Source organism: Streptomyces sp. NBC_00435 (genome assembly GCF_036014235.1).
GTDB lineage: Bacteria > Actinomycetota > Actinomycetes > Streptomycetales > Streptomycetaceae > Streptomyces.
This window is the reverse complement of record NZ_CP107924.1, coordinates 216688-237232: the sequence shown is the minus strand read 5'-3', so window position 1 is coordinate 237232 and position 20545 is coordinate 216688. Positions and strand designations below refer to the sequence as shown.

The 20545-nt window shown below is 69.3% G+C and carries 15 protein-coding genes and 1 pseudogene; 9 read left to right on the top strand and 7 right to left on the bottom strand.

Features of this window, described 5'->3' with window-relative positions:
- Positions 1 to 178: 178 nt before the first annotated feature.
- Together OG389_RS01035 and OG389_RS01030 are read right to left on the bottom strand one after the other, a co-directional pair.
- Complete coding sequence (locus OG389_RS01035) at positions 179 to 631, bottom strand: ATP-binding protein (protein ID WP_328296520.1); 453 nt, start codon at positions 629 to 631, stop codon at positions 179 to 181.
- Positions 632 to 818: 187 nt separating this feature from the next.
- Positions 819 to 1880, bottom strand: coding sequence for a substrate-binding domain-containing protein (locus OG389_RS01030; protein WP_328296519.1), 1062 nt, complete (start codon positions 1878 to 1880; stop codon positions 819 to 821).
- 226 nt (positions 1881 to 2106) lie between these two features.
- Here OG389_RS01030 and OG389_RS01025 point away from each other — a divergent pair, with 226 nt between their 5' ends.
- Entirely contained in the window at positions 2107 to 3243 is a 1137-nt protein-coding gene (locus OG389_RS01025; RefSeq protein WP_328296518.1) for a LacI family DNA-binding transcriptional regulator, read from the top strand.
- 118 nt (positions 3244 to 3361) lie between these two features.
- Here OG389_RS01025 and OG389_RS01020 read toward each other — a convergent pair whose 3' ends face one another.
- Entirely contained in the window at positions 3362 to 5284 is a 1923-nt protein-coding gene (locus OG389_RS01020) for a DUF2264 domain-containing protein (RefSeq protein ID WP_328296517.1), read from the bottom strand.
- A gap of 382 nt (positions 5285 to 5666) precedes the next feature.
- Here OG389_RS01020 and OG389_RS01015 point away from each other — a divergent pair, with 382 nt between their 5' ends.
- From OG389_RS01015 to OG389_RS00995, 5 genes are all read left to right on the top strand, one after another.
- A complete protein-coding gene (locus OG389_RS01015) occupies positions 5667 to 7007 on the top strand; it encodes an ABC transporter substrate-binding protein (RefSeq protein WP_328296516.1) in 1341 nt (446 codons plus the stop codon).
- Positions 7004 to 7942, top strand: coding sequence for a carbohydrate ABC transporter permease (locus tag OG389_RS01010; protein WP_443059184.1), 939 nt, complete (start codon positions 7004 to 7006; stop codon positions 7940 to 7942). The genes OG389_RS01015 and OG389_RS01010 overlap by 4 nt, the downstream gene beginning before the upstream one ends.
- Before the next feature lie 56 nt (positions 7943 to 7998).
- The gene (locus OG389_RS01005; protein ID WP_328303428.1) at positions 7999 to 8790 is read left to right on the top strand and encodes a carbohydrate ABC transporter permease; all 792 of its coding nucleotides are present in this window, start codon (positions 7999 to 8001) and stop codon (positions 8788 to 8790) included.
- A 101-nt stretch (positions 8791 to 8891) separates the two neighbouring features.
- On the top strand, positions 8892 to 9872 hold the full coding sequence (locus OG389_RS01000; protein WP_328303426.1) for a hydroxyacid dehydrogenase: 981 nt from the start codon (positions 8892 to 8894) through the stop codon (positions 9870 to 9872).
- Between the two features lie 199 nt (positions 9873 to 10071).
- Positions 10072 to 12165: a right-handed parallel beta-helix repeat-containing protein gene (locus OG389_RS00995; RefSeq protein ID WP_328296515.1), complete on the top strand. Its 2094-nt coding sequence runs from the start codon at positions 10072 to 10074 to the stop codon at positions 12163 to 12165.
- A gap of 285 nt (positions 12166 to 12450) precedes the next feature.
- Here the strand turns inward: OG389_RS00995 and OG389_RS00990 are convergent, their stop codons facing one another.
- Positions 12451 to 12705: a hypothetical protein gene (locus OG389_RS00990; RefSeq protein WP_328296514.1), complete on the bottom strand. Its 255-nt coding sequence runs from the start codon at positions 12703 to 12705 to the stop codon at positions 12451 to 12453.
- 185 nt (positions 12706 to 12890) lie between these two features.
- Between OG389_RS00990 and OG389_RS00985 the strand changes: the two genes are divergently transcribed.
- From OG389_RS00985 to OG389_RS00980, 3 genes and pseudogenes are all read left to right on the top strand, one after another.
- Positions 12891 to 16343 (top strand): tetratricopeptide repeat protein, encoded by a 3453-nt coding sequence (locus OG389_RS00985; protein WP_328296513.1) that lies wholly within the window; start codon positions 12891 to 12893, stop codon positions 16341 to 16343.
- 113 nt (positions 16344 to 16456) lie between these two features.
- Positions 16457 to 16740 (top strand): annotated as a pseudogene (locus tag OG389_RS36680) (transposase); the annotation flags it as partial.
- Positions 16741 to 16928: 188 nt separating this feature from the next.
- Positions 16929 to 17810, top strand: a complete 882-nt coding sequence (locus OG389_RS00980; protein WP_328296512.1) for a GNAT family N-acetyltransferase — start codon at positions 16929 to 16931, stop codon at positions 17808 to 17810.
- Between the two features lie 336 nt (positions 17811 to 18146).
- Here the strand turns inward: OG389_RS00980 and OG389_RS00975 are convergent, their stop codons facing one another.
- The 3 genes from OG389_RS00975 to OG389_RS00965 all read right to left on the bottom strand — a co-directional run bounded on the left by OG389_RS00975 (position 18147) and on the right by OG389_RS00965 (position 20230).
- Complete coding sequence (locus OG389_RS00975) at positions 18147 to 18908, bottom strand: class I SAM-dependent methyltransferase (RefSeq protein WP_328303425.1); 762 nt, start codon at positions 18906 to 18908, stop codon at positions 18147 to 18149.
- 235 nt (positions 18909 to 19143) lie between these two features.
- Positions 19144 to 19770, bottom strand: a complete 627-nt coding sequence (locus OG389_RS00970; protein ID WP_328296511.1) for a hypothetical protein — start codon at positions 19768 to 19770, stop codon at positions 19144 to 19146.
- 250 nt (positions 19771 to 20020) lie between these two features.
- Complete coding sequence (locus OG389_RS00965; RefSeq protein ID WP_328303423.1) at positions 20021 to 20230, bottom strand: hypothetical protein; 210 nt, start codon at positions 20228 to 20230, stop codon at positions 20021 to 20023.
- Between the last annotated feature and the right edge of the window lie 315 nt (positions 20231 to 20545).

Here is a 20545-nt window from a genome sequence, read left to right as displayed (position 1 = left end):
AGTTGCAATGGGGGTGGCGTCAGGATTACTGAACTCGATACACGATATTTCGTGAAACGTCAGGAGAGCGTGGTGTTGTCGGCGGGCAGGAACGGCCTGAAATGAATAAGGGCCCCACTGCCGATCGGCAGGTAAGGCCCAATGAACGTCTAACGCTGATCAATCAGATGCGTACGCGTTATGCCGGAGTCAGTTCGAGGCACTCTTCGGTCTGCCTCCGTGCGGGGACGACGGTCGCCGGCAGATCGAGTTCGGCGACCACCTCGGTGCCACCGGGGGTGCGGACGACCGCGAACCTGGAGACTACGGCGCCGACGAGGGTCAGCCCCCGCCCGCAGCAGTCGCCGTCCTCGCGTTTTACGACCGCGGAACGGCCGCCCCAACGTCCGCCGTCCCTGATCTTGACGGTCAGCACGCCCATCTCGACCCGCAGGAGCAGAGCGACGTACGGGCTCCCGCTGTGCAGGACCACATTGCCGGCCAGCTCGCTGACGACGAGCTGCAGCGCATCCTGCGCCTCACCCGACAGGAGCCAGCGCTTGGCCTCGCGACGGACGAGACGCCTCAGGGAGGAGACCGATTCGGGCAGCGCGGGCACGACTACAGCACAGACACGCAGCAGAGATTCCATGATGACTCCTTCTGGAGTCGAAGGGCCGCGCACTGGTCGTCGGGGCCGGAGATCCGGTCTGCCGCCGAGGGGGCGCCTTGTTCTCTACCATAGAGCGATCGTTTAATCGAAATCAACACTTGAGATCAAATGGTCAGAACTGTAGAGAATGATACAACTTGATCTGGAGTGGGATCGCTACGGAGTGTCACGCGATCGAGGCGCCGCAGGACTCGCGGACCATGAGTGCGGGCAGCAGCTGCACGTGCCGCACCGGCAGCGCCGGGTTGGCGGCGCCGCCCCTGATCCTGCGCAGGAGCAGTTCGGCGGCTTCGGCTCCGACGGCCTTCTTCGGCGGGGCGACCGCGGTCAGCGGAGGGGCTCCCAGGGCGGCGAAGACGTCGTCGTAGCTGACCACGGACAGATCGCCGGGTACCTTCACGCCACGGGCGCGCAGGAGCGGGAGCAGCTGGATGGCGTCCTGGTCGTTGTGGACGAGCACTGCGTCGATGCCCCGTGCGGGAAGCTGGGCGACCTGATCGGCGATCGCCTCCGTCTCCACGTGCGGGCTGCCGCTGTCGATCACGGGTTCCGCGGTCAGGCCCAGCAGGGCGCAGCCATCGGTGTAGCCCGTGCGGACCTGGTGCGCCGTATAGGTGTCACGGCGGGCGACCAGGGCGATGCGCCGCCGCCCGAGGGAGGAGAGGTGCCGCAGGGCCAGGAGGACTCCGTGGCGGTGGTCCGAGGAGACCGAGTCGAATTCCGCCGCGGTGCTCTGCCGGGCGGGTCGTCGTTCGACCAGCACCGTGGGTACGGCGAGCTCGCCGACCCAGGCCTGGGTGTCCAGTCGGTCGGAGGGCAGCCAGTTGGGGGCGAGGAGAAGCCCGTCGACCCCGGACTTGAGCAGTTGCTCGACCTGGCCGCGATCCGCACTGGCCTGGTAGGAGGAGATGGCGAGGACCAGATGCGCGCCCGCGCCGGCGACGGCGACCCGGGCCCCTGCGATGACCTCGTCGAAGTACTGACCTACCCCGGGTACGAGCAGGCCGAGGGACGGTCCGTCCGTCGGCCTGGCGTCCTGGCGGCCGGCGACGGACACGGAGCCGTGGGATCTGTGCACCGCGCCGGCGTCGGCGAGGGCGGCGACGTCGCGGCGGACGGTGACGGCCGGGATGCCGAGTCGCTCCGCGAGCTCCACCACGCGTACCGAGCCGAGCGTCTGCACCTCGGCGAGGATCCGGGCGCGGCGCTCGTCGGCCGAGATGGACATGAGGCCCTCCTGCCCGTGGGCCGCCGAGGCGATGACGGCGACCCCGTAAGTCGAAAATCTACCATTCGATCGATAAGTGATCTGTCGACCGGCCACCGGTGGCGGCCTCCGGTCGTCCGTGCCGCGCTGCCTCCCCAGGAGCCCTTTCCGCGGGGGGACGAGCCGCGGCGTCGTCCCTCGAGGTAGCACCCTGGAGGGGCTGCTCCTTTGATCGAAATTCGATCGAATGATACTCTTTGATCTGCTGGCAGGTCGATACGCGCAGCGCAAGAATCATGAGGGGCTGGACGTGGGCATCTCGGGAGAAGAGCGCCGCAGGCTCATCGTGACGGTGCTCGGCGAACTCGGCGGGCAAGTCCGAGTGGCCGAGCTCGCCGAGCGGCTGGGGATTCCCGCGGTCACGGTCCGCCGGGACGTGGCCGCCCTGGCCGACTCGGGAAGCGTCACCCGCTCGCACGGTTACGTCTCCCTCGAACCCTCCCCGTCCGACCGACGTCCCGCGGGCCCCCACTGCACCTCCGGTCCGACCGTGGGCCTCCTGGTCCCGTCCGTAGGCCCGTACTTCGACGAGATCATCGCTGGTGTGCGCTCGGCCGCCACCGCCGCCGCGGCACGACTGGTGCTCGGCATCACGCCCACCGGAGCGAGGGACGACCAGGCCCAGGTGGAGCAGTTGCTGGAATCCGGCGCCCAGGGGCTCCTCCTCGCTCCCAGGCTGCGGCCGGGCCCCGACGACGATTGCGAGTGGCTGAACTCGTTGCCGGTCCCGACGGTGCTCGTGGAGCGGCGCTCACCCACTCCTGACGGGCCGGGCTCCCAGCTGGACACCATCGGCTCCGACCACCGGGACGGGGTGTTCAGGGCCCTGAGGCATTTCGTCGGGCTCGGTCACGGCAGCGTGCTCCTCGCCGCCCGGAGCGATTCGTGGACCGCCGCGGAGGTACGGGCCGGCTATGCCGAGGGCATGCGCCTGCTCGGGATGGAGCCGCTGCCCGTGCTCGACACGCTCGGACCGGACGGGGCGGTGGCCGACCCCGGCGGGCTCGCCCGGCGGATCGCCGACGCGGCCGCGGACGGGGTCCGGGCGGTGCTCGTCCACAGCGACCAGGACGCGATACGGCTGCCGCCGCTGCTCCGGGTGCTCGGCCTCCGGGTGCCCGCCGACGTGGCCCTGATCGCCTACGACGACATGTTCGCCGCGCTGGCGGCTCCGCCGCTGACCGCGGTCGCCCCGCCGAAGCGTGCGGTCGGCGAAGCCGCGTTCGCCCTGCTGCTGCGGCGGCTCACGGGTGGCCCCGGGCTGCCGGCTCAGCGCACGTCACTGCTGCCCGCGCTGCGCGTCCGCACGTCCTGCGGCGGCTGACCGCTGTCGTACGGGCGGCCGGTGGCGCCCGGCGCGGGTCCGGCCGGCTTCCGTACGAGAGAGGGGTCCACCGCACCCGCGCACGGGCCGGGGCCGGCGAGGGGAGGCACGGCGGCTCTCAGCTCCCGGGGCGGGTGGAAACGGTCCCGGGACCGATCCGCAGGTGGTGGACCGTGCTGTCGGGCCAGCGGATGCTCAGCCGCCAGGTCTCGCCGGTCTCGCCCCCGCCGGACTCGATCTCCAGTTCCGGCCCGCGGAGTGGGCTCGGGCCGCCCGTGCCGGTGAGCCGGACCGCGCAGGCCAGCAGTGCCGTACCGCCGGGCAGGGTTCCGGTCAGGACGGGCAGGACGGCCGTGGGGCCGTAGGCGGTGCCGCCGGGCACGGGTACGGTCTCGGCGGTGGTGAAGCCCCACAGGTTCCGGAGCTCGCTGGTGAGGCGTCCGTCGGCGCGGGCGGTCGCGGCGGGGCCCGCCTCGACCCGGGAGCCGGCGACGGCCCATCCGCCGTGGCGCACGCCGGTGCCGGCCGCGGCTCCGGTGACCAGATGGACGCGTACTTCGTCGGGGCCGTGCGCGACGGTGAGGGAGGTGACCGTGACACCGGGGAGGTCCTGGCCGGCGACACGGGGGAGCCAGGTGGAGGCGGCCCAGCCGTCGCCGGCGCCGAGGGGACGGATCCGGCCGCGTTCGGTGGGCTGTCCGCCGACGAGCAGGGCGAGGTGGTTGTCGGCGACACCCTCGTGGGTGGGGCCGGTGGCGGTGGAGTGGGCCAGGCGGGCGTAGTGCGGGTTGTCGGGCTGCACGGCGTCGGCGGGCTGGTCGTCGCTGCCGTGGTTGTGGAGGCGTACGAGTCCGTCGTGGGCTGTCGACTGCACGAGCCATCCGGGCTGGGGGAGCGCGAGCACGGTGTCGCGGACCTCGGCGGGGGCGGGCAGCTCCGGTTCGGTCCAGACGGGGTGGTCCGCAGGCAGGAGCAGGCCGAGGAAGGCGCTGCCCGCCCAGTAGGGGGAGGCAGGGCCGGAGTACGGCTGGACGAGGCGGGGCTCGGGGCCGTGCCAGCCGAGTGTGAGCAGGCCGTTCTCGTCGACGGCCCCGCGGTCGAGGAAGTAACGCAGCGTGCCGGAGGCGAGGCGGCGGGTGGTGCCGGGGGCGAGCGGGGTGTGTCCGGTGAGGGCTCCGGCCCACAGGGCCGAGGCGGCGGCGAAGCGGTAGGTGAGCGAGCGGCCTTGGTGGACGGGGGCTCCGTCGCCTCCGAAGGTGTGGGCGTAGCCGGCGAGGTGGAGGGCGAGTCGGTCGCCGTACTCGGCCAGCATCGTCCGGTCGCCCGCGAGGTGGGCGTGGAGGACCGGGTAGAGGTGCAGGGCCCAGCCGTTGTAGTGGTCGAACGCGCGGGGCCGTCCGTCGGTGTACCAGCCGTGGCCGAGGTAGAAGCGGTCGATCTTTTCCAGTCCGCGGCGGACGGCCGCATGGGCGTCCTTCTCCTCGATGCCGGCCTCGGCGAGGAAACCGCCGACCGAGAGCGGGAACAGCCACCAGTTGTTGTCGTTGGGGGTGTGGTGCAGGGCGCCGGTGAGCCACCGGCCCACCCGTTCACGGACGGGCCCCTCGAGGCGGTCCCACAGCCAGGGCCGGGTGAGGCGGAGGGCGAAGGCGATCGATGCTGCTTCCACCATGGCCTGGCCGCGGTCGGTTACCGGCGGCCAGGATTCGTGGTCGCCGTTCGCGAGATCACGCTCGGTCGTCGGCGTGCGCGTGCCGGCGTCGAGCCCCGCCGCGTACCGCTCCAGCAGGCCCTGTGGGTCGGCACCGCCCGCGCCCGCGACCCGCAGGGCGGCGGGGAGGAAGGTCCGGGCGAAGCCTTCCAGGCCGTCGGAGCGTCGGCCCGACCAGCTGGGGCGGGCGCCCGGGAGGTCGAGGAGTGCGCGGCCCGGGCTCGCGTACGGGCGGACGGCGGCGAGCAGGTCGTCGGCCGTCGCCTCCCAGTGCGCCCTGGTCCAGCCGGTGTAAGGGCTGGACTGGCGGTCCTCCGGGGGCAGTGGCATGAGGCGCGTCCTTCGTCGGTGGGTGCGGTGGGCATAGGTCCGTGGGCGATGGTCCGTGGGCGATGGTCCTCGGGCGGTGGTCCTCGGCGGAATGTAGAAACTTGCTGATCATTCGTCAAGGCGATCCGATCAAATGATCGGGCAGGTAGATCGTCATACTGGCGATGTGAGGTGGCTAAGCTGCCAATACGTCCAGTTCAGGGTCGCACCGATTAGAGTGGGCGCCTCGCGCGTCGGTCGATCAGATAGGTCATGTGATCTGAATTTCTAGAGCTTGATCAGCTTCCCGCTCCGAGGTGACTCCCAGTCGCCCCGAGCTCACGATCCCCAAACAGGGCCGACCCTGCCCAGAACCCGCGACCTCCCCCATAGGAGCCGTGCCATGCGCCCACTCGTGTTCTCCCGCCGCAGAGCCCTCCGTGTCGGCGCCGCCGTCACCGTCGCCGCCTTGTGCGGGGCCCTCTCCGCCTGCGGCGGCGACGTGGACGACGCCTCCGCCGCTGACGGCAAGCCCGTCACCTTGACCTTCTGGGGCTGGGCCAAGGGCACGCAGGAAGTCGTCAACGCCTTCAACGCGACGCATTCGGGCATCCAGATCAACTTCGAGGAGATCCCCTCCGGCAACGCCGGCGGCTACGCCAAGATCTCCAACGCGGTCAAAGCGGGGAACGCCCCCGACGTCCTGAACGTCGAGTACCCGCAGCTCCCCGACTTCGTCAGCCAGGGCGCCGTCCAGGACATCAGCGGGCTCGTCGACGACCGCCTGAAGGCGAAGTACCTGCCGCACGCCATCGAGCTGACCTCGCTCGGCGGCAAGACCTGGGCCCTGCCCCAGGACGTCGCGCCCCAGGCGTTCTTCTACCGTAGGGACCTCTTCCAGAAGGCCGGCATCACGGTCCCCAGGACCTGGGCCGAGTTCCGCACGGCCGCCGAGAAGTTCAAGGCCGCCCTGCCCGGGGCCCGGATCGCCACGTTCTTCCCGGACGACCCCACCACCTTCGAAGCGGTGGCCTGGCAGAACGGTGCCCACTGGTTCACCGCCGAGGACGACGCCTGGAAGGTGAACCTCACCGGACCGGAGAGCAACCAGGTCGCCGACTACTGGCAGAAGCTGATCGACGACGACCTGGTTCAGGTCCAGCCCTCCTTCAGCCAGCAGTGGACCGCTTCCCTCCAGAAGGGCGAGACCGCCGGCTACCTGGGCGCCTCCTGGGGCGCCGGTGTCCTCAAGGCCAACCTGGGCACGGCCGCGGGCATGAACGGCAACTGGGCCGTCGCAGCGCTGCCCGCCTGGGACGGCCAGCCCTCCAGCGGCATGCTCGGCGGCAGCACCTTCGCCGTCTCCAAGGACAGCAAGAAGGCCGAGGCCGCCGTCGAGTTCGCCACCTGGGCCACCACCACGCCCGAGGGCATCAAGGCCCGTATCGCCTCGGGGACCTCGTCCTCGTACCCCGCCGCCACCGCCCTCGTCCCGGTGGCCAAGGAGGCGTTCGACACCGCCTTCTACGGCGGCCAGGACATCTACGGCGTCTTCACGGAAGCCGCCAAGTCGATCAAGCCCGGCTGGGCCTGGGGCCCCGCCATGGGGGTCACCAACGGCTCGCTCAGGGACTCCTTCGGCAAGGTCACCGCGCGGACCGGCACCATCGCGGACGCCCTCGCCACCGCTCAGCAGGACACCGTGGACGAGTTCAGGATCCGCGGGCTGAAGGTCGCCCCGTGACAACCGGCACCACCCGCGCCAAAGGCTCCCGCACCACCCGCACCAAAGGCCCCCGCGCCGCCCCAGCGGCCCTGCTCGCCCCGTTCCTGCTGCTCTTCACGGCCTGCACGCTCGTGCCGATCGGGTACGCCGTCTACCTCAGCCTCTACACCGAACGGCGCAGCGGACTCGGATTCGGCGGCGCGGAGACCGTGTTCACCGGCCTGGGCAACTACACCCGGGCCCTGCGGGACGGAGCCTTCCTCAACGGCTTCCTCAACATCGCCCTGTACTGCCTGCTGTACATCCCGGTGATGATCGCCCTCGCCCTCGCGCTGGCCCTGATACTGGACTCCGCGCTGGCCCGCGCCACGCGCTTCTCCCAGCTCGCCCTGTTCGTCCCGCACGCCGTGCCGGCCATCATCGCCGCGTTGATCTGGACGTACCTGTACACCCCCGGCATCAGCCCCGTGCTCGACGCGCTCGGACACCTCGGCAACCGGCCCGATCCGCTCGGCAACCCGCTGCCGGCCGTGGCCAACATGGCCCTGTGGCAGTGGACCGGCTACAACATGGTCATCTTCTACACCGCCCTCCAGGCCATCCCGCGTGAGGTGCTCGAAACCGCCGTCGTCGACGGCGCCGGAACCCTGCGCACCGCGTTCAGCATCAAGATCCCGCTGATCCGCGCCTCCGTCGCCATGGTCGGCGTGTTCACCGTCATCGGCTCGTTCCAGCTCTTCACCGAACCGATGATCCTCCACGGCAGTGCCCCGGGCGTCACCTCCACCTGGACCCCCAACATGTACGCCTACACCGCCGCCTTCGATCGCAGCGACTACGGCCTCGCCGCCGCCTCCTCGGTGGTGCTCGCGGGCGCCACCGCGGCCTTGTCCTTCACCGTCACCCGGCTCACCCGGTCCCGGTCCGAACGCCGGAAGCAGTCCCCGGCGTGAACGGCTCCCGCCGGCACTGGAGCCTGTCCAGGAGCGTCGTCAACGGCACGCTCGTCATGGCCTGCGCCTACACCCTGCTGCCGCTCGGCTGGCTGCTCACCGCCGCGGCCAAGAACACCGCCGACCTCCTCGGCGGGAACACCCTGACCCTGGAGAACCTCAACCTCGGCAGGAACCTCGGCGACCTGGCCTCCACCGGTGACGGCATCTACTTCCGCTGGTACGTCAACTCCCTGCTGTACGCGGGCCTGGGAGCCGTCCTGTGCGCCCTGATCTGCATCGCCGCCGGGTACGTGTTCCACGTCTTCTCCTTCCCCGGCAAGGAACTGCTGTTCGGCCTGGTCCTGGTCGGTGTCATGGTGCCCACCAGCGCCCTGGCGCTGCCGATGTACCTGCTCGCGTCAGAGGTGGGCATCGTCAACAGCTACTGGGCCGTCCTCCTCCCCTCCCTCGTCAACCCCTTCGGGGTCTACCTCGCCCGGGTCTTCTGCGCCGGCTACGTACCGGGCGAGGTCCTGGAAGCCGCGCGCATGGACGGCGCGGGGGAACTGCGCACCTTCTGGTCGATCGGCCTGCACATGGTCATACCCGGGTTCGTCACGGTGTTCCTGTTCCAGTTCACCGCCATCTGGAACAACTTCTTCCTGCCCCTGGTGATGCTGTCCGACCACACGCTCTTCCCGGTCAGCCTGGGTTTGTTCACCTGGAACGCACAGGTCAAAGCCTTCCCCGAGTACTACCCGCTGGTCGTCACCGGAGCGCTGCTGGCGGTCGTCCCGCTGGTCGTCGCGTTCGTCCTCCTCCAGCGGCACTGGAAGGCCGGCCTCACCGCGGGGAGCGCCCAGTGAGCACCCACACCCACGCCGACACCGAGGAGGAGAAGTCCATGCCCGACACGCCGCCGTCCGCCGGCGGCAAGGCCGAGCGCCGTCCACGCGCCGTCCTCGCCATGCAACAGGACCTTGCCGCGCGTCTGATCGACGCCCACACCATGGCCAGGCTCGTCGCCCTGACCGACATCGACCCCCATCTGGTCCTGGACGACTTCACCACCCCGCAGGCCCTGGCCGCACTCGCCGACACCGAGGTGATCGTCTCGGGCTGGGGCTGCCCGCCGATCGACGCGACCGTCCTGGCCGCGGCCCCCCGGCTCCAGGTCGTCGTCCACGCGGCGGGGTCGGTGAAGCACCACATCACGGACGCCTGCTGGGAGCGGGGCATCAAGGTCGCCTCCGCCGCCTGGGCCAACGCCCTGCCGGTCGCCGAGTACACCGTCGCGGCCGTCCTCGTCGCCAACAAACAGCTGATCCGCATCCGCGACGACTACCGCACCCGGCGGGCCGCGTACGACTGGCAGAGCGCCTATCCCGACGCGGGCAACTACCTGCGCACCGTGGGCGTCGTCGGGGCCTCCTGCATCGGCCGCCGTGTACTGCAACTGCTGCGTCCGCACGACCTCGACCTGCTGCTCCACGACCCGTACGTCCACGCGGCCGAGGCCGTCCGCCTCGGGGCCCGCGCCGTCACGCTCGACGAGCTGTGCGCCACCTGCGACGTCGTGACCATCCACGCGCCCGAGCTGCCGGACACCCGTCACCTCATCGACCGCCGCAGGCTCGCCCTGATGCGGGACGGCAGCACGCTGATCAATACGTCCCGGGGATCCCTCGTCGACCAGGACGCCCTGACCGGCGAGCTCGCCTCCGGGCGCCTCAACGCCATCATCGACGTCACCCTCCCCGAGGTGCTGCCGGCCGACTCCCCGCTCTACGACCTGCCGAACATCGTGCTCACCCCGCACGTCGCAGGCTCCCTGGGCGGCGAGCTCCACCGTTTGGCCGCCGCCGCCGTGGACGAACTTGCCCTGTGGACCGCGGGCCTGCCCTTCGCGCACCCCGTCACGGCCGAGGACGTCGACCGCACCGCTTGAACCACGGACCGACGACCGCCCTCTCGGCCGTTGGGCGTGCTCCTGAAGGAGTCGGGTGAAGCACCTGTGACCAGGGCGACCGATTTCGGTGTTTTGTGCGCGGAGAAGTGCTGGTCCACGTTTGATACTCGACGTCGCGTCTTGTCTGATCCGCTCGTCGAGGGCCTTCTGTGGGTCCACGCCCGTAAGGGAGCATCACGTGTCCATGACCAGATCCGGGGCAGCCGTCGCCGGTGCCCTCTGCCTCGTCCTACTGCCGGGGCTGGAGGTCGCCGACGCCTCGTCGCCGGCGCGAGCCGTACGCACGTCCTACTACGTCGACTGCTCGTCGGGCTCGTCCGGCGCGGGCACCCTGGCCAGTCCCTGGAACTCCTTGTCCGCCGTGAACGCCCGCACGTTCGGCGACGGTGACACCATCTCGTTCAAGTCCGGCACTGTGTGCACCGGAACCCTGACACCCAAGGGATCGGGCGCGGCCGGCGCCCCCATCACCATCAACAGCTACGGCACCGGGGCGAAGCCGATCATCGACGGCAACGGTGCTGCCTGGGCGGTGAGGCTGCTCGACCAGACGTACTGGACCGTCACCGGACTGCACGTGAAGAACCCCGCGGCCACCACCGCGGAACGTACCGGCATCCTCGTCGAATCCACGACCGCCGCGGAGAAGCCCGGGATCGTCCTCAAGGGGCTCGAAGTCTCCGACGTCGCGGGCTGGGGCAACAAGACCGGTGCCAACGCCGCGTGGTTCTCCCTCTCGTCCGGCATCGCCGTACGCGCCAGGGGCACGGCCGGAGTCTTCCGTGGCGTGGAGATCACCGACAACAGCGTCCACGACACGGGCGGCGGCGGGATCAAGATCCAGGGCGACCCGGACAATCGGCGTATGCACACCGGCGTCCACATCGCCGGCAACACCATCCGCGAAGTCGGTGGCGACGGCATCGTCGTCCACGCCTCGGACGCGCCCCTGATCGAGCGCAACACCGCCCTGGACCTCGGGCTGGGGAAGTACCCCTTCGTCGGGGGCAACTTCGCCGGCATGTGGCCGATCAACGCCAAGAATCCGGTCTTCCAATTCAACGTGGTCGGCCGGTCCCGGCCATCGTCCTTCGACTCCACCGCCTGGGACTGTGACGGTGGCGTCATGGGCACCTGCACCTACCAGTACAACTACTCCTTCGGAAACGCCGGCGGGTTCTTCCTCAACTGCGCCGACTGCACCGAATGGGGCAACACCACCACGACCATGGTGATCCGCTACAACATTGCCCAGGACGACTGCCGACTGGCCGCCGGGGACGACGAAACCTCGCCCATCAACATCTACAACAACACGTTCTACTGCCCGAGCCAGCCCATCAGCGCGGCCAGGTGGCCCAACGCCCAGTACCGCAACAACATCTTCGTCGCTCCGTCGGGCTCCTTCCCGAGCACCGGAACCTTCGACTCCAACACCTACCTCGGCGGAGTCAAAGCCCCCGCCGGTGACAGGAACGCCGTCACAGCCGACCCGAAGCTCGTTGCGCCGGGCAGCGGCGACGAACTGGGCACGGACCTCACCGGCTACCGCCTGCTGACGGGTTCGCCCGCACTGGCCAACGGTGCCGTGATCGGCTCGAACGGCGGACGCGACTACTTCGGCAACACGGTCTCCGCCACGAAGGCCCCCAACCGGGGCGCCTACAACGGCGCGGGCGTCACCGCCACCGCACTGCCGATCCGCTCCTTCTACAACCAGGTCGGCGTCACCAGCGACACCAACCCCACCGCCGGCGCCATCACCGACAGCGGACGCAGCTTCTCCGGCCAGGCCCTGGAAGCCGTGGGCTTCACCCGAGGCGCCGTCAAGACCGTCGGCGGGGTCCCCTTCACCTGGCACCCGGGCCCCTACGGCACGCCCGACAACGTCAGGGCGGCCGGCCAGAAGATCGCCGTCACCGGCAGTGGCACCAAGCTCGGCTTCCTCGGCTTCTCCGTCAACGGACGGACCACCGGTTCCGGTGTGATCACCTTCACCGACGGCTCCACCCAGAACTACACCATCAGCCTGGACGACTGGTGGACCACCATGTCCACCAACGGTGGGATCGCCGCGGCCGTGCCCGCTTACCACAACCGGCACGACGTCGCCTACAACGACCGGACCACCCCTTCGGCCGCGCCCGCGACACGTATCTGGTTCGCTTCCGTGACCATCCCGACGGGCAAGCAGCTCGCCACCGTCACCCTGCCGCCCAGCCCCGTCGCCGCACTCCGCATGAACATCTTCGACGTCCGCCCCGGCAATTGACCGACGCGGCGGGCGCGGACGACTGACGCGCCGTACCGTACCGGTCCTCGCGCCACCGGGAGTGCCGGCGGACCGGTGCACGTGCACCGGTCCGCCGGCAGGGGTCCCACACACCGCAGCCCCGGTCAGCACCATGCGAACAGTGCTGACCGGGGCCCGGGGTTGATCACCCAGCCACCGGCAGGCCGCCCCAGCGGATGCCCTACTCGCTGCGGATACGTGTGCGTCCGAGGCGTCGGCGGCCCGGACCGGGGGTGTCGTGCGACGGCCCGGACCAGCGCGCTATCAGTCGCTGTGGAGCATGAAGGCGAGGACAAGCATGCCGAGGGTCATGCTGGTCACGAAGGCGCCCGCGGCGAAGCCGGTGGCGGCGACGAATGACGCGTCGCCTGTTGCGCCGTAGATGATGCCGGCCGCGAGACCGACGAGGAGCGATACGAGGGCGGTGATGATCACCCACACGCCGCGGGAGGTCCTCGTCGAGCGGTCGTCCGCCGCAGTGGCATCCGCGTCATTGGCGTGCTGATGTGAACGGTCCATCGGATCTCCAAGGTGCGCAGGCTTCGAAAGGTCAGGCAGGGTTTCGAGGGAGCCACGGCGAAGAGGCCCTACTGCCTTGACCCGTCCGCCCCTTTCGGGCGGCGAGAGGAAGCGTCGCGGCGCGGGTTGCCACGAACCTGCCCCATGCCTGCCGGAGTTGCCCGGCTTTCTGTGATACTGCCGTCATGCGACGGCCCGCCTGGATCATGGACGCACCGGAGATCATCGAACCGCTTCTGCGGGTGCGTGAGATAGGTGTGTGGGATCTCCGGTTGACGCGAGTGCCACTCGGCCCGCTGGAACGTCTCGCCGTATCCATTGTCCCGGAAGTGAAACAGGGTGACCGGCATCACCTCATCGAGAAGCTGCTTGATATCGCCGTCCCGCTGATTCCGCGTCCCGATTACCAGGATGCCGCACGCATCATCTTCGACATGAACGACCCGAGGGTGAGATCGGCAACTGCCCGGAGAACCGCGGCAGCCCTGGTGTTCGGGCAGTCCTACTCGCGATTCCGGGACCCGGAAGTCGGCTTCGAGCGCCCCTTGCTGCTGAGCGTCGCAGAGGCGATCCACAAGGCGGCCCTCGAGCACCGGACGCCGGCCCCCGGCGAACCGGATTCAGGGGATATTGACGGCGGTACGCACGCCGCGGATTCCAGCGGTCACCTCCAGGTAATTCTGGCGAACGACCGGGTGTATTCCGTCGAGTCCACGGATCCGTATGAGATCGGGGTGTTCCCCTCGACGATCGCCCGGGAAGCCTCGCAGGACACGACACCGTACATCGAGCGCGGCATCGACAAACCGCTGCGCGATCTCCTCCTGGATGACGAGGCCCTGGAAGCGCAACAGCGCATCGTGGTGGTACGAGGAGATCCCAAGGCAGGCAAGTCCCGCACTCTCTACGAAGCATTGAAGGCGACGCATCCGACTCGGCCGATGGTTGCCCTGCGCACGCCATTGGAGACGGACATCGAGAGTCCGGCGCACCGCCCACTGGCTACATTGGCAGCCATGCATGGTGTGGCGATCTGCCGCGATTCGGCACCTGTGGTGGTCTGGATCGATGACGCTCAACGCCATCTGCAGCGCGGCTTCACTCGCGATAATCTACGCGTACTGCGTGAACGCTACCCTGATGTCATCATTGCCGTAACACTGCACAACAGCGCTCAACCTCAATTCGACAAGTTCGACGAACCTTTGGGCCGCCTGCTGCGCAGGGCGAGCCGGCATACCGAGCTCTCATCCGTCCTCGAAAGGGACGAGCTCGCGCAAGCCCGTCTCCGGTACTCGCTCGAAGCTCAGCCCGATCAGCATGTGGCCCGCTTGCCGGAGCTGTTCGCCGCTGTCAACATCCTTCAGCGGCGCTATCAGGATCATCAGCATGACGATTCGGTAGGGGTCGCCATCGTGCAGGCCGCGGTGAACTGGCGCCGGACCGGGATGCCGTCGGCCATTGACGAGAAATCATTGCAGGCACTGTCCAGGATCACGCATGGCGAGATATTTCCTTACCGGGAAATCGGAGATCAGGAATTTCGCAACGGTCTGGCTTGGGCCTGCAAGGAAGTCGCCAAGTTCGCCTCTTTGGTAAGAAAGATTCCCTACAGTGCACCACCAGTCTATGAGGCATTCGACGCCATCAGCCAATGGCTGAGCGATCGGGAGCCGGTGCCGTCATCGGAGATCTGGGACTACGTCGAGACCCGTTCGACACCGGAAACCGGTCTCGGAGTAGGATTTGCGGCCTTCCTGGCCGGACATGGCCCCATCGCGCAGCGCCTGTGGCGCGACGTGAGCGAGAACGGCCATCCCGATCACATCGGCCCCGCGCTCCTGAATCTTGGTGCGACGCTCGCCGAGGCGGGAGATACGGCTGGAGCCTGTACCGCGCTCCGACGGGTGATCGAGCTCGGCTATACAGGGATCATCCCCTCGGCGTTGCTCAACCTCGGAAGTGCCCTGTCCCGTGCAGGAGATGTGGACGGAGCCAAGGACGCGTTCCAGCAAGCGATCGATCTCGGGCGCGCCGACCAGGCAGTCGACTTCGGCCACGGTGGCCGCACCACTTCCTTCGCTGCTCTCAGCCTTGGTCAACTGCTGGAGAACTCGGGAGATCCAGAGGGGGCCGAGGCCGCGTATCGCCAGGCGATCGATTCCGGCGACAGCGACGCGATCCCCAAAGCGGCGCTCAACCTCGGCGTGTTGCTGGACAAGATGCAAGATCATGACGGCGCCTGCCTGGCCTACCGGCAAGCGGTCGACTCCGGCGACAGCGGTGTCTCCACCGCGGCGGCGCTCGGCCTTGGGCAACTGCTGTTCCATGCAGGGGATCTGGAGGGGTCCAAGGCGGCCTACCGGCACACGATCGACTTCGGTAGCGCCGAACAGGTTTCCTTGGCGAGGCTCAATTTCGGAGTGCTGCTGGAGATGACAGGAGATTCGGAAGGGGCCAAGGCCGCCTACCGGCAAGCGGTCGACGCCGATGGGGCGGGCGATGCGGTTCCCGAAGCGCTGTTCAACCTTGGGCGGCTGCTGGGAAAGACCGAGGAGACGGACGGGGCTCGGACAGCTCTGCTGCGGGCGATCGCTTCCGGCAATGCCGAACAGGCTCCTCGGGCAGCGGCCCGGCTCGGAGTGGTGCTGTCCAAAGTCGGGGATGTGGAGGGGGCCGAGGCCGCCTTCCGGCAGGCGATCGACTCCGGCCATGCCTACCACGCCCCTGTGGCAGCGCTCGGGTTGGGGACGCTCCTGTTCCAATCCGAGGACACGGCAGGGGCCAGGGCCGCCTTCCAGCGGGCGATCGACTTCGGTGACAGCGAGGTCCTGCCTTCGGCGGCGCTCGGACTCGGAGGGGTGCTGGCTCAATCGGGGGACGTAGCGGGAGCCGAGGCCGCATTCCAGCGGGCGATCGACTCCGGGTACGGCGAGGTGGCCCCCCGAGCAGCACTCGGACTCGGGACGCTGCTGCTCCAAACGGGGGACACGGCAGGGGCCAGGGCCGCCTTCCAGCGGGCGATCGACCTCGGTGACAGCGAGGTCCTGCCGTCGGCGGTGCTCGGACTCGGAAGGGCGCTGGCTCAATCGGGGGACGTAGCGGAAGCCAAAACCGCATTCCAGCGGGCAATCGACTCCGGCCATGATGACGAGGCCGCCCGAGCGGCGCTCGGACTCGGAGGGTTGCTGACCAGGGCGGGGGACACAGAAGAGGCCAAGGCTGCCTTTCAGCGGGCGATCGACTCCGGCCACCGGAACGCGGCTCCACGAGCGGCGCTCGAACTCGGACAGTTGCTGAATCAGCCCGAGGACGCGGAGGAAGCCAGGACGGCCCTTCAGCAGGCCATCGACTCCGGCCACAGCGACTCGGCCCCCCGAGCGATCGTCTGCCTGGCTGTGCAGTTGGCACTCGCGGGAGATGTGGAGGGGGCCAAAGTGCTCCTCCCTCGGGCAATCGATTCCGACCATGAGGACGCGGCCCCCATGGCGATGGTGGTCCTCGGACTGCTGCTACAGGAAAGCGGGGACACGGAGAGCGCCCGTACGATCCTTCAGCGAGCGGTCGACTCCGGCAACATCGCGGCGGCTGACAAAGCTCGTGCGGCTCTTGTCGAGCACTCTCGGCGTGACCACTGATCGGGCGAGGCATGCCGCCCCGTGCGAGGACGTGCATCGAAAGTCGATCTTGGGTGATGTCGGAGCCGTTGTTGCCGAAGGGGACGAGGGCGGGGCGGCCGCCGGCCGGGCACCCCGACAAGGCCTACGCCTCCCGCAAGAACCGCACCTACCTGCGCAAACGCGGCATCCGCTGCACCATCCCGGACAAGGCCGACCAAGCCCTCCACCGGAAGAAGCCAGGCTCGCGCGGTCGCCGTCCACCGAAGTTCGACAAGATTGACTATCGGGACAGGCACGCGGTCGAGTACGGCATCAATCGCCTGAAGCACACCGGGCCGCGGCCACGAGGTACGACAAGCTGGCGGTCCGCTTCGAGGCAACCGCGCTGGTCGCGGCCGTCAACGAGTGGCTGTGACCGCACGCTCGCACAGGCTGTTCGTTAACCCTTTGCCGAGGAGCCGATGGGCCAGCTAGGTTCTCCCAGCCGTCCGATGTCGCTCGGGACCGGCACTGTCGACGAGGAGGTGTGGAGCACATGCGCAGGGGTGCCCAGGTGTTGAGTCCGCGTACTGACCTTTGCCACCTCCTCACGACGGAGACACCTTGTCGTTTCGCATCACCCCACTGACCGACCCTGCTCACACGCCGCGCACCCGGCGTCTTGCATGGTTGGCGTCCGACGCCGATTCCATCCCTGTCGGGACCGCCTTCCTGCGGCTGTTCACCGACCCCGGACAGGCACACCTGGCCGAACTGACCCTCGGTGTCCATCCCATGGAACGACGCAAGTGCGTCGGTTCCCGGCTCGTCGATGCCGCAGTGGCCGCTACCCGGGCCAATGCCCGACGCTGCGTCATCGCGCAGGCCGAGGCCGGATCGCCAGGTGACCACTTCCTGCCAGCGCGCGGTTTCCGCAAAGTCCTCACCCTGAGGTTCTCCCGCTTGCCGCTGGCCGACGCGGACATCAACGCCCTCGCCCGCGTCATCGAGCGTCCGCATCCCGGCTACCGGCTGAAGTCATGGCACGGAACCGTGCCCGACGGCCTCGCCGAGACGTTCGCCGCCTCGCGTCGCGCCATGGACGACATGCCCATGGACGACACCGACTACGGCACGGGGACCTGGGACGTGGACCGTGTCCGGGCCGCGGCGAAGGCCGTTGAACAGCGAGGCGACCACCTGCACACCGTCGTTGCCGTCGACGCCTCCGACGGCTCCATCGCCGGGTTCACCGAGCTGGTCGTCCCCGGCGACGGCAAGGGTGATGGCCAGAACTACGGCACCGGCGTGCTGCCCGAGCACCGTGGACACGGCCTCGGCCGATGGATGAAGGCCGAGTCGATCCGACACGCCCATGGGCGCTATCCACACCTCGGCGGCCTCCTGACGGACACCGCCGACAGCAACACGCACATGAGACAGATCAACGACAGCCTCGGCTACACGCCCACGCACACGACACACCAGTACCAACTCGACCTTTAGCGGTTGACGGACGGGCCGGACCTGGACATCACAGCGTCCGGCCCGTCCATCGTCTCCACCACCCCCATTGCCGCGAAGCCCTCGGGATCAGACACGCCGCTGGCGTGGTTCGCAGGCCCGCCCGGCCTCTTCTGGCTCAACACGAAGGGCACAGGGGTGTCCAGCGGCGGGTTCTGCGGCCCCAGCTGGACGGCGTAGTAGGAGACATGGCAGCACCGTATGCGGTGTTGCAACGGCTCTTAGAGCGCAGGGTGCTTGGCCGAGGCCTTGGCTGGATGGCGTGCGCGTCGAGGTGGGCCGCTCACGTCCCTCCCCGTGTGGGTGTTGTCGAGCGGTTCAGGCCGCGCCGAGGAAGACGTACGCCGTCATCGGGGCGGCAACCGGCCCCGCGCCCAGACGGGCCGTCATCTCCCCGATGACGGTGGCCCGGACGGCTGGGCCGTCTCCGCGCTCCTCGACGGCGGCGCGCACCGGCGTCCCGGTGAGGAACCCGAGGGCGACGTCGGCGGCCGACGCGGCCCGGCCCTCCAACGTCACTTCCTGCTCCGCCTCGACGGTGAACCCGGCGGCCGTCAGGTCGGCGGCCACGACCGTCGGGTCGCAGTAGCCGTGCGGGACGGTTGGGAGGAACCGTGGCGGGTCGACCGGAAAGGCCCGCTCCAGTCCGGCCTGGAGCGCGGCGCCGAAGGCGTGCGTGCCGAGCGGGCCCCAGGTGTTGAACAAGAACCGGCCGCCCGGGGCCAGCACCCGACGGGCCTCGGTGAAGGCCGCGACCCGGTCGGGGAAGAACATCACGCCGAACTGGCAGACCACCAGGTCGAAGCCTCCGTCAGGGAACGGCAGCCGCTGCGCGTCGGCCAGCTGCCACACCGCACCGGGGGCCCGGGACGCCCCGAAGGCGACCATGGCCTCGTTCAGGTCCGTGGCCGTCACCTCGACCGACGGCGCCGCCGCGAGCAGGAGCGAAGTCAAAACACCGGTGCCCGCGGCCAGTTCGAGGACCCGCCGAGGCCGGAGTGCCGCCGCTCGGGCGGCCAGGTCCTCGGCGAAGGGCCGGAAGACCACTGGCACCAAGTACTGCTCGTAGGCCGCCGGCATGGACTCGGACCACCGCCGGTCGGCGTCGCTTCCCGTCACCTTTCAACGGTAGCGCCGCCTCGAGACCCCCAGCCCCCGCCGCGCCGCCGTGGTTCGTGGAGCCGACCGGTCCGACTGGGCCGCCGGATCCTGTGACTGCCTGCTTGTCCGCCCACGGGTTCCTCGGGACCGTCTCCGCAGCGGCTCTCGTCAACGGGCTCCGCACAGGAGGGACCGAACCGCCGGGACCGTGTTGTCAGCGACCCGAAGGGCTCCCCGGCCGGCCGGCAAGCCAGGCAGCGATCCGCTGCGTGTACTCACGGTTGACGTAGGGAGAGCCGTCGCGCGCGATTCGTTCCAGGTGGCGCAGGATGTTCTCAGAGCGGTCCGGGTGGCGCACGGCCAGCACACCGATGCCGGTCTCACCCGTCGAGGCACTGACGTACACGTTGCCGTCCAGGGCCAGCATTCCGAAGCCCGGATGGCCCGAGTGCACGCCGAGGAACGCCGACGCGGCGCCCCGGCCCATGATGTCCCAGCGGTCGAGGAGCCGGACCCGGGTCCAGAGCGCCGGTGCCCAGTTGCCGGAGTGCATGTGGTCCAGGGCGGCTCGGTGTGAACGGGTGCCCCGAGGGAGCTGCAGGAGGAACTCGCGCCGATGGTCGAACAACCCTGTGGACGCCGCGAGATCGTACCAGTCGGCATTGAGCCGTTCGACCAGCCGCGGGGTGTCGTACCGGTGCGAGAAGCCATCGGTCACGTCCTCCACGCCGCATCCGTGGACGTACGGGATCGTGCCCGCCGGCACCGCGTTCGGGAGCACCTGGAGGCCGGCCCTGCGTAGAGGCTGGTACACCTTGCGGTCGCGTTCCCGGATACCCATCGACGCGCACTTTAGCAACGGCCCACCGCCCCCGGCTCGCCGCGTTCCTCCACCTCACATGCGGTTCCCGCCAGGGTCGGTGCGGCAGCCGGTGAGTGCGACGGTGACTCACGGGTACGGCTTACGGGGCATGGGGTACGGCGTCGGGGTTCGGGCCGCCGGCGAGGAGCGAGGGCAGCACGCCGGGCCGGCACCCGGTATGACGGTGCCGGCCCACGGGGTGTGCCGGTCAGCGGCTTCTGCCGGGCTTCTAGGCCTCGGCTGCCGCGCTCAGGCTCATCTTGTAGATCTCGGTGCCGTCCTCGAAGAGGATGACCCTGTCGGCGCCACCGTCGAGGAGCTCCCTCCACACCTCACCGATCCACCCCTCGGCGTCCCCCTGCGTCGTGAACTCCTCCGGCTCGACCGCGGGTGCCGTCTCCGCCCCATCAGCCGTCTCGAACCGCCACATCCAGACCATGCGTTCCGCCTCCACTTCAAGATCCACTGATGCACTCGAGTCCTTTCCTTGTCAGGCGCGCCCCAAACAGTGCCCAGCAGAGGCCCTGGTCTTGCCATCCGAGCGGACGGACAGGGGGGAACGGCTCGATGAGGATCAGCTGTGTGCGGCCCCGGCGAGGGGCGCGTACTCCACAGGGCTGTCCGGGCGTGCGGTTCCAGTGCTGCTGCTCGCGGATCCGGCGTCCGATCACGTAACGGGCCGCGATCGCCACCGGGGCCAACACCCGCTCGTGCCCGGGGGAGCGGGTGACCAATCCTGCGGACGAACGACATG